This is a genomic window from Flavobacterium sp. ov086 (genome assembly GCF_900187965.1).
Lineage (GTDB): Bacteria > Bacteroidota > Bacteroidia > Flavobacteriales > Flavobacteriaceae > Flavobacterium.
Window position 1 is genome coordinate 435,396 of the sequence record NZ_FZNL01000001.1, and the last position, 16,599, is coordinate 451,994.

Here is a 16,599-nt window from a genome sequence, read left to right on the forward strand (position 1 = left end):
ATATTTGCAAATTATAACTGGTTATAAAATGGAAAAAATAGAACACATCAATTATATCAAATCACCCATTACAGATGTTTATAAAGCACTAACAACACAAGAAGGTCTTGGTGCTGTTTGGACAGAAGAATTGCTTGTTAGGCCGGAAGTAGGGTTTATCAATGAGTTTGGCTTCGGGGATAATGATCTCACAAAAATGAAAATACTGGAATTATCTCCAAACAAAAGAGTATTATGGGAATGTGTAGATTCTGACCCAGAATGGATTGGAACTGGCATTTCATTTGACCTAAGAGAGAAAGACGGAGTAACGGCAGTTGTTCTCAAACATTTTGATTGGCGTGAATTAACCGAGTTTTACCAATGGTGCAATTATAATTGGGCAATGTTTCTTTTAAGTCTCAAAAGTTATTGTGAAGATGGTAAAGGAACCCCTTATCAAAAGCGGAAGTTTTAGGCTATAACCTTCATAAAGGCTTATTTTACAATAGCATAAAATTCACAACTCGCTTCATGCAAAACAGGAAAATTGCATGAATTGGCAATAAAGCACAATTGATTTGCTTTTTTATGAAGTTCAATCGCTAAATCAATTTTATCCGGATTTGAAATTTTTACTTTAGGATTTAATTGAACTTCTGTAAATCGCCCGCTTCCATCTGGAGAAACTTCGAGCGTTGCTTCTGCATTGTCTAAATATTCTAAAACTTCTATTCCGTTTTGAGAGCAGACATATAGATAGGACATCATATGACATGAAATCAAACTGCTTAACAGTAAATCCTCAGGATTGTATAATTCCGGATCGCCCTTGAAAGCTTTGGCTGCAGAAACATCCAGAACTGGTTTTCCTTCAATTTTGATTTGATGACTTTTATTGTAGAATCTTTTCGTTGAATCTTCTTGTTTTTGATTTGAAGTCCATTTTGCTTCTGCTTTAAAAAGATGTTTCATTTTTCTTTCGTTTACTTTGCAAAATTAAGCTTTTTACAGAGTTGCAAATGAATTAATCTGGCAAAGTCGCTAAGGCGCCAAGTTTACGAACAAAGCTTAAAAAAACTTTGCGACTCTGCGACTTTGCGTGCAATTTCTCACCAGTTTTCACATAAAAAAACCTCGAAAGTACTCCTTTCGAGGTTTCTTAGAGAATTACTAAAATTACCAAACAAATTCTAAAACTATTTTTTTACTGAGAATTTAAAAACAGTTTTAGTCTTATATTTTTCTCCCGGGTTTAAAACCGTTGTTGGGAAGTCTTTCTGGTTTGGAGAATCCGGATAATGTTCTGTTTCTAAACAAAGCCCGGTTCTGTGAGCGTATGTTCCGCCTTTTGGCATTGGTAAAGTTCCGTCAAGGAAATTTCCTGAGTAAAACTGAATTCCAGGTTCGTCGGTTGTCATTTCCATAACTCTACCGCTTGCTGCGTGGTATACTTTTGCAATAATTGTTTTTCCTTTTTCAGGATTATTCAATACCCAACAGTGATCGTAACCTTTTCCTCTTTCTAATTGTTCGTTCTTCACTTCGATATCTTTTCCAATTAATTTTGGCGTTCTGAAATCGAAAGGCGTATTGGCAACATCTTCTAATTTTCCTGTTGGAATTAAAGTCGCATCAATCGGAACCAATTTATCAGCATTTAAAGTCAATTCGTGATCTAAGATTGTTTTTGTAAAATCTCCTGATAGATTGAAATACGAATGTTGCGTAAGGTTTATAACTGTCTTTTTATCTGTAGTTGCCTCATACAATACTTCTAATTGATTATCATTTGTCAAAGTATAGGTTACAAAAACCTGTAAATTTCCAGGATAACCTTCTTCCATATCTTTGCTTAAATACGATAATTTCAATGTAGCTTCCGTTCCTGATTTTGCTTCTTCAGCTTTCCAAACCACATTAAAATATCCTTGCGGACCTCCGTGCAAAGCATTTGGCGCATTATTGATGGCCAATTGATATTCTTTTCCGTCCAAAGAGAATTTCCCTTTAGCGATTCGGTTTCCGTATCTTCCAATCAAAGCTCCAAAGAATGGATTTTCTTTTTCATATTGTGCCAAAGAATTAAATCCAATTACTACATTTTCAGAAACGCCCTCTTTATTAGGCACTTTCAAATCTGTAATTCTTCCACCAAAAGTGATGATGTCAACTTCCATCCCATTTTGGTTTTTCAATTTGTAACTGTCTACTTTTTCTCCTTTTGAAGTGGTTCCATAAGAAGATTTTTCGATTGTAACCGTGACTTTTTCATCTGAAGAAACTGTTGTAGCATCCATTTTTTTATCGCTTTTGCATTGAACTGAAAGTGTAGCCAAACTCATTAGGCTGATTCCAAAAAAACAACGTTTTAATACATTCATAAATAATATTTTTTTTAGATTATTGTGAAAAATAAAATGTGAAAAGCTTAAAAGTAACAAATTTTAAGACAAAAATTAAAACCTCAAAGCCTCTGCAACTTAGAACCTTAGCACCTTAAAAAATTAAAGTCCATGCTGAAATAAATGATAATACGCTTCATTGGCATTGATCTTATCTTTAAAGTCTCTTACCGTAGTTTTTTCGTCAATTACCAATAATTCGATTCCAGCGATATCCGCAAGATCTTCCATGTATTCAGTTGTAATCGCTTGACTATATACTGTGTGATGTGCTCCTCCGGCAAGAATCCAAGCTGTTGCTGCGATATCAAGATTTGGTTTACAATCCCATAAAACTCTGGCAACCGGTAATTTTGGTAAATCAGCCATTGGTTTAACCGCTTCAACTTCGTTCACGATCAAACGGAAACGATTCCCCATATCAATCAATGAAACATTTATAGCAGCTCCGGCAGGTGAATTAAATACCAAACGTGCAGGATCTTCTTTTCCTCCAATTCCTAACGGATGCACTTCGCATGAAGGTTTTGCATCTGCAATCGATGGACAAATTTCTAACATGTGAGATCCTAAAACATATGATTTTTGAGGTGTAAAATGGTATGTATAGTCTTCCATGAAAGAAGTTCCTCCTTCAAGACCAACGTTCATCACTTTTAAGGCACGAACCATTGCAGCGGTTTTCCAATCTCCTTCTCCACCAAAACCATAACCATCGGCCATTAATCTTTGTGTTGCAATTCCTGGAAGTTGTTTCCAAACTCCAAGATTTTCAAACGTATCTGTAAAAGCTCCAAAACCTCCTTCTTCAAGGAAAGCTCTTAAACCTAATTCTATTTTTGCTGCTTCTACTAATGAGCTTCTTTGCGCTCCGCCTTCTTTTAATGAATCGGTTAGAGAATATGAAGATTCATAAACTGCCAATAAATCATTTAATTGTTGATCGGTAACTTTCTCAATATGTTTGGTAACATCAGATGAATCATATCCGTTAACTGACATTCCGAAACGAATTTGAGCCTCAACTTTATCACCTTCTGTAACGGCAACTTCACGCATGTTGTCTCCAATACGGGCTACTTTTAGATTTTGAAGTTCATCCCATCCTAAAGCTACTCTTGTCCAAACTCCCAATTTGTTTAAAATACGAGAATCTTCCCAATGTCCAACAACCACTTTACGTTTTTTACGCATTCTGGACATGATAAATCCAAACTCACGATCTCCGTGTGCCGATTGATTCAGGTTCATGAAATCCATGTCGATTGTTCCCCACGGAATTTCAGCATTGTATTGTGTATGCAAATGGCACAATGGTTTCTTTAGAATACTTAATCCGCCAATCCACATTTTTGCTGGAGAAAAAGTGTGCATCCAAGCGATAAGTCCGATACAGTTTTTAGCAGAATTTGCTTCTAAACATAAATCTAAAATTTGCTTAGGTGATTTTAAAGTGTCTTTGCAAACAATTTTTACTGGTATTTGTGATGAAGCATCCAAACCTTTTGCCATAATTGCAGCATGTTCCGCTACTAATTTTAAGGTTTCCGGTCCGTATAACTCCTGGCTTCCTACTACAAACCATACTTCTTTTTGAGATATATCTATCATTTCTTATTTTGTTTCAAGTTTTCTTTTGTTTCAAGTTTCAAGTTTTGAAATCGTCGAAAATCTTTGTTATCAATTATTTTGTTATTTTTTATTTCACTTTTTTTTGTTTCACGTTTCAAGTTTCACATTCCAATAACTTGAAACTAAAAAAACCTGAAACCTGAAACAAACTTTTTACTGTCCGTAATACGAATCTTTTCCGTGTTTACGGTTGTAATGTTTCTTTATTAGGGAATCTTTTAATCTTGGTGCATTTGGATTTATTTGTAAAGTCAGATACGCCATTTCGGCAACGACTTCCAGAACTTTACTGTTGTACACTGCTTTTGCGGCGTTTTTTCCCCAGGCGAATGGACCGTGATTTCCAATTAAAACCATTTCTACTTCTTCATAAGAAAGATTTTTTTCTTTGAAACAATCCAAAATCTGAATTCCGGTATTATGCTCGTAGTTTCCTTCAATAAGAGAATCTGCCATCGGTGGCGCACACGGAATATCAGCTGTTAAATGATCGGCATGCGTGGTTCCAAAGATTGGAATATCTCTTTGCGATTGTGCCCAAGCAACCGAATAAGTCGCATGTGTATGTGCAACTCCACCAATATTTGGCCAGTTTTTATATAAATAAGCATGCGTTTTTGTATCTGATGACGGACGCATAGAACCTTCGATAATATTATTCTCAAAATCTACAATAACAATATCTTCCGGTTTTAAATCTTCATACGGAACTCCGCTTGGTTTAATGGCAAAAACACCATTTTTTCTATCCACAGCACTTACATTCCCAAAAGTATATACGACCAAATTCAATGCATTTAATTGCATATTGGCTTCGTAACATTCCTGTTTTAAATCTTTATAAAGAGAACTCATGTTGCGAAATTTTAATGGTTGGATCTTCAAAAGCACTTAATTGATCGTACGCTATTAATAGTTTGTGATATGCTGCTACTTTATCTAATTGAGGGAAATATTCTCCGTCAAAATCGCTTCCTATTTTTTGACTTGCTTCGATTACATTCGAATAAATTCCAGCTGCAACTGCTGCATAAATCGCTGCTCCTAAAGCCGGAGTTTGGTCTGAGGCTGCAATTTTGATTGGCTTGTTTAAAACGTTTGCCAAAGTCTGCATGATAAAAGGTGATTTACGAGCAACACCGCCAATCCCGATTACGCTGTCGATTTTTACACCTTCTTCTTCAAAACGATCGACGATTTTTTTCGCTCCAAAACAAATAGCATTTACCAAAGCTTTAAAAATATGAGGTGCTTTTGTTCCTAATGATAAATTTGAAATCGCACTTTTTAATTCTTGGTTTGCATCTGGAGTTCGACGTCCGTTGATCCAGTCCAAAGCAATTGGAAGACTATCAGAAACTGGAATTTTCTCTGCTTCTTTAGTCAATTCCACAATTAATTTATCGCTGAATTCTTCTCTTAATTGTTCTTTTTGAGCATCATTTAAAACTGTAGAAGAATCTAATAAATGATCAGTTGGCCAAAGCAATAATTCTTTGTACCAAGCCAATAAATCCCCAAAAGCAGATTGTCCTGCTTCAAGACCAATAAATCCAGGAATTACAGATCCATCAACTTGTCCGCAAATTCCGCGAACAGTTTTTGTTCCTACTTCTTCTTTTGAACCTACTAAAATATCACAAGTTGAAGTTCCCATAACGCGAACCAAAGTGTTCTCACCAATCTTAGCGCCAACTGCTCCGGAATGTGCATCGAAAGTTCCAACAGCTACAACTGTATCTGTAGAAAGTCCTAAACGATCTGCCCATTCTTTGCTTAAATTTCCGGCAACTAAATCAGATGTATACGTTTCATCATATAAGTTTCCGCGAAGTTGCGCCAAATAGGGATGTAATTTTTCTAAGAATTCAACCGGCGGAAGTCCGTTCCAGTCTTCATGCCACATTGCTTTATGACCTGCGGCGCAACGGCTTCTTTTGAAGGTTTTTAAATCTTTATCTTCAATCAATAAATACGTCATTAAATCGCAGTGTTCCATCCAGGTGTGCGCTGCATTTCGAACCGCTTCATCTTCTCTGGCAATGTGTAGAATTTTTGCCCAAAACCATTCTGATGAATAAATTCCGCCTACATATTTGGTCACGTTTTCTCCGCCCCAGCTTACTGCCAGTTCGTTGATTTCGTTTGCTTCATTTATTGAAGTATGATCTTTCCACAACACCATCATCGCATTCGGGTTTTCCTCAAAACCTTTTGTCAAAGCCAGCGGAATTCCGTCTTTCGTTACAGGCACAGGTGAAGATCCCGTTGTATCAATACAAATTCCACGAACTTGCGAAGGATCAACTTTACTCTCTTTTATAACCGTTTGAATTGTGATTTCTAAACCTTCAATATGGTCTAATGGATGTTGACGAAATTGATTGATCGATGCGTCACAATATTGCTTGTTTTTCCATCTTTTATAATGAGAAACATTCGATGCCAGTTCTTGCCCGTTTTCAGTATCAATCAGCATCGCTCGAACAGAATCTGTTCCGTAATCCAATCCTATAACGTAATTTTTCATTCGAAATTCATTTTATAATAATGACAAATATAAATATAAATAATTTATAAGTGTATAAAAAACACTTAATAAAAATAACGGCTGTAATTTTTACAAATAATGCATCAAAACAAGAGTTTAAGGTCAAAACAAAAAATAAACGTTGGTATTACATTTATTCTGTTGCGATTATTTCAACTTAATTTTCAAAACCGTAACTGAGTAGGCTGGAAAATCATATTGAACTTTGCTTCCGTTTACTTTAAATTCGCTTTCTTTTGGACTAATTTTAGTTGGAGACTCAAAAGAATTCTCATCATTTAAGCCGTCTCCTTTTAAAGTTATCGCTGTTCCTTTTGAATCTAATTTTGCTCCTTTTAAATCAATTGAAACATTTTGAGCCGATGCAGAAGTATTCACAATTTTCAGAATTACTTCTTTAGAATTCACATCTTTTACTGCAGATGCAAACAAATCATTTTGTCCTGTAACTGCTTTTCCGTCTTTTGTAATGTTGATTAAATCAGTTCCTTTATTGTTCGAAAATAATTTCTGAACATAATAATTTGGCGTTCCGTACGATTGTAAATTGTTAAACCAAATCATGTCCGGAGTCCATTGCCAACCTTCAACGTGAGCCAATAATGGTGCATAAGAAGTCAAATGAACTACCTCAGCATTACGCTCCATTCCCGTCATGAAAGCCGCTTCTGAGAACGCACATTCCCAATTATTTTTATTATCCGGACTTGCAATCGCTACACTTTGAGCTGCATATTCTCCAGCAAAAATCTTTGGTCCTTTACGATCGTAATTATCGTAACGGGTTACATTTTTGCGGAACCAAGCCGGATCTTTATAATAATGCTCATCAACAACTTCTGCGTTTAATTTTTTAAGTTCGGTCATACCGTAATCAAAATAATCTCCGTCAGGAAAAGGTCCCGTTCCGGAAACAATTGTAATGTTTGGATATTTTGATTTAATCGCTTTTTGAAACACTTTGAAACGCTCGATATAATCTGGTCCCCATTGTTCATTTCCAACGCCAATAAATTTTAAATTGAATGGTTTTGGATGTCCCATATCAGCTCTCACTTTTCCCCAAGCGGTATTTAAATCTCCATTTGCAAATTCAATTAAATCTAAAGCATCTTGTACATAAGGATCGATTTGATCCATCGGAACCAATTCTCCTGTATTGAACTGACAAGCCATTCCACAGCTTAAAATTGGTAAAGGCGAAGCCCCAATATCTTCGGAAAGTTGAAAATATTCGAAGAATCCTAAACCAAAACTCTGGAAATAATCCGGTGCCAATTTGTGTGCAAACTCAGTATTCCAACGATTAATCATCGTTTCTCTGTCTTCTACATTTCCAATCGATTTTTTCCATTGGTAACGCAATGCCAGTGTTTTTCCTTCCACGATACATCCGCCTGGGAAACGTAAAAATCCCGGTTTCAAATCGTATAATAATTGTACTAAATCAGCACGCATTCCGTTTTTTCTACCTTTCCAGGTATCTTCCGGAAACAACGAAATCACATCTAAATCTATAACTCCTGTTCCTTCAAAAGTGATTCTGATTTGTGCTTTTGCTTCTGTCGCCGTTGCTGTTAATTGTGCCGTATAATTTGTCCAGTCTTTTACTGTTGGAACGATCGAAGTTTCGCCTAAAACCTTTTTATTTTTATCAATGAACTGGATTTTAATCTTCGAAATATTTCCTGATATTTTTGAAGCTCTTAAAGACAAATTATAATGAAGATCCTTTTTGATTCCCATTCCTCTAAAACCTTCGTTGATCATTTCATAACCGCTTGCGTCGTTGATTGTAACTCGGCAATAATTATGATTGGTTCCTTTTTGCGAATATTGGATAATATTGGCAATTCCGGATTGTAGGTTTAATTTATGACGGTCGCTGTTTGGTTCGCTCCAACCCATCATTGGCGTTTCAAATTCAAATGATCTGTTCTTGATCATTTCGGCATACAAACCTCCATCGGCAGCAAAATTGATATCTTCAAAAAACACTCCGTACATAGTCGGTTCGATTTTGGTCACTGTTTTTGCAACATCAACCTGAAGATTGTTTTTTTGTGCCGAAGCTAAAAAGCCGTTCAGCAATAAACCACAAAGGGTAATTTTGGTAATTAAATTGGACTTCATTTTTTTTGTATTTAAATGTGTTTTTATGGCACGCTGATGACGCGGATAAAACGGATTTTTATTTTTTGTTTCACGCAGATTTTTGCAGATCTGAGCAGATTTTATTTTCTAATTTTTTTTTATCCTTTAATCTGTAGCTATTATTTTTAAACACATAGAGACATAGCTTTTGATTTTGAAAAAAGGCATTTCATTTTTTTAAATTCACATAGCTATGTGTGCAAATCTAGATTTGTTTTTATACTCTTTTTATTCATTTTAAAATCTATGTCTCTATGTGTTTAAATATTTTTTCTCGCAGATTTGGCAAATTGTTTTAATCCCAAAATCTTGATTCTTTCTTCTTTGTTCTATAATCTTAATTCTCTTTATAATCCAACCAAACTTTCATTTTCCCAACACCACGATTTGACCAGCTGTAATATGGAATTGCTTTAAATTTTGAATTTTCGATTATGTTTACACCTTGCAACAGATTTGCTTCTTTTTTTACTTTGAAAGTATCTCCGGCGGCTACATCTATTTTATCGAAATTGGTTTTGTTGTCGATTTCTTCTACGGCGTAAACGATTGGACCATATTCTAAAGAAACTTTGTTTTTATTACTTTCCACTTTAGCATTGGTTTGAACTTCCTGAACTTCCATTGGGAAATTAAGATTGATTTTATCTCCTTTTTTCCAATTTCTTGTAATGGTGAAATAACCGTCTTGTGGCTGAATTGCTAAAACTTCTCCGTTTAAATTGATTGTTGCTTTTTGAGTCGAAGCTTTTTTATAGGAGTATAAATCTCCTGGTAAAACTTCATTTCTTGCCCAACCCGGAACTCTCAGTTTAATGGTAAATTGACCTTCTTTTTTCGGATTAACCGAGATCGCTACTTTTCCGTTCCAAGGATATCCGGTTTGTTGTGAAATCTGTAAATCGGTTTTCGCTAAAGCGAAAGAAGCATTGTTTGAAGCGTATAAATTCACATACAAAACATCTTTTGATTTTGAATAAATCAATCCCGGAATAGAAGGGATAAATCGAATTAAATTAGTCGGACAACAAGAACAATCAAACCAGGCCTGACGCGTGCAAGATCCTCTATTTGATTTAAAAACGCCATCAGATTCCAAGGCATTTGGATAGAAAAATTGTTTTCCATCTAATGAAATTCCTGAGATTAATCCGTTGTACATTGTTCTTTCGATCACATCAAAATATTCTGATTTTCCGTATAAATTATGCAATCTGTGATTCCAATATACATCTCCAATTGCAGCACAAGTTTCGTTATATGCTGTTAAGTTTGGTAATTCATAATTAGCGCCAAAAGCTTCTCCGTCGTGTCTCGAACCAATTCCGCCTGTGATGTACATTTTTTTGTTTACCATATTATTCCATAAATTATTTACGGCATCCGTATAGGATTTGTCTTTTGTCATTGCGGCAATATCAGTCATTCCAGCGTACATATAAACGGCTCTTACGGCGTGACCCACCACTTCGTTTTGCTGTACCACCGGAATATGATCTTGTGCATATTCGCCATATAATTTATGATTGTTTGGATTTCCGCGATTGTCCAGAAAGTATTTCGCCAGTTTTAGATAATCTTCTTTTCCGGTAATTTGGTATAATTTTATCAAACCCGTTTCTACAATTTGATGTCCCGGAACTCCTTTTACCTGACCTGGTTTATCACCAAAAGTTTTCACTAATAAGTCTGCATTTTTAATGGCAATATCAAGGAAATTTCTTTTTCCTGTCGCTTCAAAATGCACAACAGCAGCTTCAATCAAATGTCCTGAATTGTAGCATTCATGGCTAATTTGCAATGATTCCCAACGCTTTCCTTCGATAACCGGAACCCAAGGCGCTGGTGGTTTTGCTGGATTTATAGTTCTCCATGTTGTAAGATATCCGTCTTTTTCCTGACCAATTTTTACAATTGCAATCAACGAATCTAAAACGCGATCCAGTTTTGGATTTGGTGCACTGATTAAAGTATTCGAAGCGCCTTCGATAATCTTATAAACATCTGTATCATCAAAAGGCATTTCGCCTCTTACTGTTCCTATTTTTTGTTTTCCTGCAATTAAGAAATTCTCAAAACGACCTTCTTCATTACATTTCTGAATGGCGTATGCAATCGTAACTTCCTGCACTCTTTTGATAATGGGTAACCAAAAAGAATCCGTTAATTTTACATTTTGAATGTTTACCGGTTCAATTTGATAACCTGCTTTTAAGGCAGAAGTTTTGTCGCTGGATTGTACCACTTTATTTTTGATTTCTTTACAGGAAACAAAAATTAAAAGTGACATAAAAATCGTCAAAATATGGAAAGTATATTTTTTCATTATGTTGAATATTCTATTTTAAAACGGGCCACAAATCAGCGTCCCAAGCCATTTCTTTAACTACTAATCTTGGTGTTCCGTTGGTTTTCTTTTCGTAAGCGTGGTAAAAAATATAATCTTTACCATCAAATGTGTAAGCGCTATTATGGCCTACGCCAAAGTAATTTTCATCGCCCTGAACTACAATACTTCCTCCGCCTTCTGTCAATAATTTTCCGTCTTTATCTACGTAAGGTCCGGTTACATTTTTAGATCTTCCAACAACGACTTTATACGTGCTTTTTTCTCCGCGACAGCACAAATCCCAGGAAAGAAATTGATAATAATAGCCGTTTTTCTTAAAGATAAAAGGTGCTTCAAGCGCGCCATCTCCCGGATCTGAATCTGGTAATTCAAATGTTCTTTTACGTTTCGAAATCGTGTGCCATTCCTGAGGCTGAGCAATCGATTTTAAATCGGGATTTAGTTTTACCATTTTTAATCCTTCCCAAAAAGAACCAAATGACAACCACGGTGTATTGTTTTCATCGAAGATTAAATTAGGATCAATGGCGTTCCACATATCACGGTTTGGTTGCGATTGAATCACGATTCCCTGATCGACCCATTTGTAGTTTTTGTCTTTTGGATCTAATGTTGTATTGGTCGCAACGCCAATTGCCGATGTGTTTTTGGCGAAAGCCGAAACAGAATAATACAGATAATACATATTGTTATGAAACGAAATATCCGGCGCCCAAATATGGTTTTTAAAATCAGCTGCAACGCCATCTGCCCAAACTGGTTTTTCTGCAAAAACCTGAGATTCTTTGTTCCAGTTTTTTAAATCTTTCGAACTAAAAACACTGATTCCGTTTCCGGTGCAATACAGATAATAAGTGTCTTTTTGTTTGATGACAACAGGATCGTGAACGACAATTTCCTGTGCAAATGAAACCGAAGCTGTCAGCATCACTATTAGAGAAAATACCTGTTTTATGTTTTTGTAAAACTTCATAAGTTGATGCTTTTTTTCACCATATAAGTGATGTAAGATAATTTAAGTTTGAACTGAAAACTGTTACTTTCTAAATCATATAAGTTTTTCCAACCCTGGTTTTAAATGAACTTATATAACTTATATGGTGAAAATTTGTTCTGTTATTTTGAAAACTACGACTGTAAACTATTTACTGAATTCCTTCAGATGTCATTACAACGCGTTTCATTGTTCCGTCTTTGTTATAATATAATTTGTCTACACAAACTGATCTTCTGAAACTTCCTCCGTGTGGTTGTGACGCTCCGTTATGATAAATAAAATACGATTGTCCCTTAAAATCTATTATCGCCTGATGATTCGTATTACTGTTTCCTGCAATTTCATTCAAAATTCCTTTAAACTCCCAAGGACCAGTAATGGATTTACTCATGGCGTAGGCAATTTTTTCAGGAAACTCATATGCATATGATAAATAATACCAGTTTTTATGTTTGTGAATCCAAGGTGCTTCGGTATAATGTGGTAAATCTATGTGGTGAATTTCTCCGTCTATTTCAGTCATATTTTCTTTTAATTTTGCATAATGACAAGCTGTATTTCCCCAAAATAAATAGGCCTGACCATCATTATCAATATAAACCGTTGGATCGAGATCGTCCCAGCTTATATCGGTAAATTTTGTCATGTCATTTGTAATCAAGGCCTTTCCTAAAGCATCTTTAAACGGTCCGGTTGGACTATCAGAAACGGCAACTCCAATAGATTTTCCGGGTACTGAACCGTGTTCAACTGTTACATACCAATAGAATTTTCCGTTTCTTTCAATTACTTGTGAAGCCCAAGCGTCACCTTTTGCCCATGCAAAATCGGTTACTTTTAACGGCACCGCATGTGATTCCCATTTTTTCATATCTGATGAAGAATACACCACCCATTCGTTCATTTTATAAAAATTGAAATCATTTGGTGCTTCGTCATGACCGGCATACAAATACACTTTGTCTTTGTAAACTAATGCTGCCGGATCGCCAGTATATTGATCTTTTATGATTGGATTATTGAATTTTGCTGGATCAATTTGGCTTTGAATTGTTTGACAGAAGACAAGCAAAACTAAAAGTGATACTATATTTTTCATTATGATTATTTTACACATTATATTTTCTCGCAGATTTTGCAGATCAGGCAGATTTTTTATCCTTTAATTCTATGAAACTCTTTTTTTAAAGTAGATTTTTTTGCCCCGAATTCACGAATTTTTTTTCACGCAGATTTAAAAAGATTTAAGCGGATAAACGCAGATTACTTTTAATAAAAATCTAAAATTAAATCTGCTCTAATCTGCCAAATCTGCGTGAAACAAAATAATTTTAATTCACTTTTTTACCCCAAACCGGCAATCCGACTGACGTTAAACCTGAATAACTCAACGTTACTTTTCTGGTGGCTAATTCCCAATCCCAGGCATCTGTTACATTACATTTTACGCCGTTTATGGTCAGGATTTTTTTGGTGCTGTCATACGACCATGTTCCGTTTGCATCACCGCTTACTTTTTTATCTGCGGTTAAATAAAGCGTTACTGATTTCTGAATGGTTTTGTATTGATAGTTCATTGTGATTTGTTCCCAAGTTCCAACAAAACTTCCCTCGACAATTGTTGTGGCCGGTACAGCTGCATAACGTTCCGGATCAATAACCGGCCATCCATCTTCTGTCCATTGAATACCTCGAACATGACCCATCATAACAGCATTTGAAACTGCGATTCCAGGAACTCCTTCCGGTAAACGTGCTTGTGAGGCGTAATACCATTGTTTAGTATCTGGATTTTGAAAAACAGCACAATGCGATATTCCAACCCAACCAGTATGATTTTTAAAAGAGTACGGATGTGTAACCATCGGGAAACATTCTGCTCCATTTGTAATACTCATTCCACTTATAGTTTGATAAGGTCCTAAAATACTTTTTGAACGTGCAACACGTGTATTGTATGCAACCGATAATTCGTCGTAAGCCAGGAATAAATAGTAATATTGTGTATCTGGATTATAGATAATTTCCGGTCCTTCGAGTGCTTGCCAACGGTTTGAATTTACGTTTCCGCGTCCTGCAATTCGCACTCCATAATCGTCAATTGTTTTTAATTTATCTGGTTTTCCGGTTGTTGGATTCAGTTTTAAAGCCGCAATTCCGGAATGCCATGAACCATAAATTAAATACTGATCGCCTTCCGGTGTCTGAATAAAACTTGGATCAATTGCATTGAATTTGAAATATGCATCCCAATCTGAACCGCCATTTCTAACATAACTTTTTACGCCATCAGGTTCTGAGCAAACTACCATTCCCTTGTCTGTCCAATTATTTGAAGCCAAATCATCTGTTTCGGCTAAGCCAATAAAAGCGCGCTCTGTCCAGGAAGTATTGGTATCTGTCCCAACAATTGGGTTTGTAACCACAATGCTGTAATACATTCTGTAAATATTGCCCACTTTTCGAACGCATGGCGCCCAATATCCATAATTAGGGTTTGTAATTGGTGCCAAAGCCGGAGACATTCTGGCTCTTTTATTATTCAAGGAATCTTTTACCCAAGCCGGAGCTTCGGTCATTGATGAACCCATAAATTCCCAATTGACTAAATCTTTTGATCTTCTGTAAAAGAAGTGTCCGTGTCCGTCTGTGGCATTTCCATAAGAAGCATCTGTTTGATACATATAATAGTATTCACCGCATTTCTCGACAGATGGGTCGTGTACATTGGCTAAATTCCATTGTGCTCTGCTCCCCCAACCTGATATTGCTGTATAATTATCTGCATAAGTTGGCCCGGGAAAAGCTGGCGTAACTACCGGAGGATCAACCACTACCGGCGGATCAGGATTTTCATTTGTTGCAGGATCATCTTTTGAACAGCTCACTGCAGCAAAAACAAATAAAAGCAGCCCTAAGTACGAGGCTGTTTTTATTATATGTTTTGATTTTTTCATTTTTTTAGCTTGTTATTTTCCTTCTAATACTACTACTGAGAAAGGAGGAATTATGATTTCTAATTTTCCTTTTTTATTTTCGAAACCTTTAAAAACTGTTGGTATAATTTTGTTTGGTGTATCAAATGAATTGTAATCTTGCAATTTTGCCGATGTTAAAATGGTTCCTGAAAAGTTTTTAACACCTAGATCTTTTATATCAATTTCTATCGTGTTTTTGTTTTTTGCGTCAACATTTACTACTGAAATATGAACTAATCCGCTTTTATCTTTTGAAGCTGATGCTGAAACTGCCGGAAGAGTTTCTCCATTAAAAGTATATAATGGCGACTGAAAACTTACCGGTAATAATTTTGCATCCTGATGAACGTTGTACATTTTCATTACATGATACGTTGGTGTTGTAATCATTTTTGCTTTATCCGTTAAGATTACAGCTTGCAAAACATTTACACATTGTGCCAGGTTTGCCATACGAACTCTGTCAGAGTGATTGTTGAAAATATTTAAAGTTGCTCCGGCTAAAACAGCATCTCTCATCGTGTTTTGTTGGTATAAAAAGCCAGGATTTGTTCCTTGTTCTACTTCATACCAAGCTCCCCATTCGTCTACAATCATGGCTACTTTTTTCTCTGGATCGTATTTGTCCATAATCGCAGAATGTTTGGTTACCAATTCTTCCATTTTCAAAGCAGATTGCATGGTATGGAAATATCCGTCTTCGGTAAAGTTTACTCCGTCACCTTTTTTACCCCAATCGATTACGGCATAATGGTGAACTCCAACTCCGCCTAACATATTGATTGGAATGTTTTTCATTAAAACTTCTGTCCAGTTATAATCGGCGCTGTTTGATCCGGAAGCGATTCTTGTAATTCCGCCTGTATTTTCCCAATCAGACATGAAAGTGGCGTATTTGCGGTATTCATTGGCATAATATTCTGCGGTCATATTTCCACCGCATCCCCAAGCTTCATTTCCAATTCCCCAGAATTTTACTTTCCAAGGTTCTTTTCTTCCGTTCTTTTTACGCAAATCACTCATTGGGCTTTTTCCGCTGAAGTTGGTATATTGAACCCAATCAGACAATTCCTGAACGGTTCCGCTTCCAACATTTCCTGATAGATAAGGTTCTGCTCCAAGAAGTTCGCACATATTCAAGAAATCGTGTGTCCCGAAACTGTTATCTTCAGTTACGCCGCCCCACCATTTGTTTACAATTGTTGGTCTTTCTTGTTGTGGACCAATTCCGTCTTTCCAGTGGTATGTATCGGCAAAACATCCGCCGGGCCATCTTAAATTTGGAATTTTTAATTCTTTTAAAGCTTTAATAATATCATTTCTAACTCCTTTTGTATTTGGAATTTTTGATGTATCTCCCACAAAAAAACCTCCATAAATGGAACGTCCTAAATGTTCTGCAAAATGTCCGTAGATATTTTTATTGATTGTTGGTGCATCTGCATTATTTTTTATGGTTACTACTGTCACTCCGCCTTGAGCGAAATTAGCCTGACTACAAATGGTAATAAGAAATGTGATTAAAAGTGCTTTTTTCATGATATTTATTTAAG

Annotated in this window: 12 protein-coding genes; 1 reads left to right on the plus strand and 11 read right to left on the minus strand. The window is 35.9% G+C overall.

The genetic code is table 11. The features are described 5' to 3' along the window. Positions 1-4: 4 nt before the first annotated feature. Positions 5-457, plus strand: coding sequence for an SRPBCC domain-containing protein (locus CHB81_RS01935; protein ID WP_254920930.1), 453 nt, complete (start codon positions 5-7; stop codon positions 455-457). Between the two features lie 20 nt (positions 458-477). On the opposite strand, the gene CHB81_RS01940 is transcribed toward CHB81_RS01935, so the two are convergent. From CHB81_RS01940 to CHB81_RS01990, 11 genes are all read right to left on the minus strand, one after another. Beyond that, positions 478-954, minus strand: a complete 477-nt coding sequence (locus CHB81_RS01940; RefSeq protein WP_089350194.1) for an OsmC family protein — start codon at positions 952-954, stop codon at positions 478-480. A gap of 224 nt (positions 955-1,178) precedes the next feature. Then, on the minus strand, positions 1,179-2,363 hold the full coding sequence (locus CHB81_RS01945; RefSeq protein ID WP_089350195.1) for an aldose epimerase family protein: 1,185 nt from the start codon (positions 2,361-2,363) through the stop codon (positions 1,179-1,181). A gap of 123 nt (positions 2,364-2,486) precedes the next feature. Continuing rightward, complete coding sequence (gene araA, locus CHB81_RS01950; protein WP_089350196.1) at positions 2,487-3,995, minus strand: L-arabinose isomerase; 1,509 nt, start codon at positions 3,993-3,995, stop codon at positions 2,487-2,489. 174 nt (positions 3,996-4,169) lie between these two features. Beyond that, positions 4,170-4,871 carry an L-ribulose-5-phosphate 4-epimerase gene (locus tag CHB81_RS01955; RefSeq protein ID WP_089350197.1) on the minus strand — a complete coding sequence of 234 codons (702 nt, stop codon included), beginning with the start codon at positions 4,869-4,871 and terminating at the stop codon, positions 4,170-4,172. Continuing rightward, positions 4,855-6,546 carry a ribulokinase gene (locus CHB81_RS01960; protein WP_089350198.1) on the minus strand — a complete coding sequence of 564 codons (1,692 nt, stop codon included), beginning with the start codon at positions 6,544-6,546 and terminating at the stop codon, positions 4,855-4,857. The genes CHB81_RS01955 and CHB81_RS01960 overlap by 17 nt, the downstream gene beginning before the upstream one ends. A gap of 168 nt (positions 6,547-6,714) precedes the next feature. Then, a complete protein-coding gene (locus CHB81_RS01965; RefSeq protein WP_089350199.1) occupies positions 6,715-8,700 on the minus strand; it encodes an alpha-L-arabinofuranosidase C-terminal domain-containing protein in 1,986 nt (661 codons plus the stop codon). Positions 8,701-9,058: 358 nt separating this feature from the next. Further along, on the minus strand, positions 9,059-11,047 hold the full coding sequence (locus CHB81_RS01970) for a glycoside hydrolase family 127 protein (protein ID WP_089350200.1): 1,989 nt from the start codon (positions 11,045-11,047) through the stop codon (positions 9,059-9,061). 13 nt (positions 11,048-11,060) lie between these two features. Next, a complete protein-coding gene (locus CHB81_RS01975; RefSeq protein WP_089350201.1) occupies positions 11,061-12,044 on the minus strand; it encodes an arabinan endo-1,5-alpha-L-arabinosidase in 984 nt (327 codons plus the stop codon). Positions 12,045-12,216: 172 nt separating this feature from the next. Continuing rightward, complete coding sequence (locus CHB81_RS01980; RefSeq protein ID WP_089350202.1) at positions 12,217-13,167, minus strand: glycoside hydrolase family 43 protein; 951 nt, start codon at positions 13,165-13,167, stop codon at positions 12,217-12,219. Between the two features lie 232 nt (positions 13,168-13,399). Next, positions 13,400-15,025 (minus strand): arabinan endo-1,5-alpha-L-arabinosidase, encoded by a 1,626-nt coding sequence (locus tag CHB81_RS01985; protein ID WP_089350203.1) that lies wholly within the window; start codon positions 15,023-15,025, stop codon positions 13,400-13,402. Between the two features lie 12 nt (positions 15,026-15,037). Further along, a complete protein-coding gene (locus CHB81_RS01990) occupies positions 15,038-16,585 on the minus strand; it encodes an alpha-N-arabinofuranosidase (RefSeq protein WP_089350204.1) in 1,548 nt (515 codons plus the stop codon). Positions 16,586-16,599 lie beyond the last annotated feature (14 nt).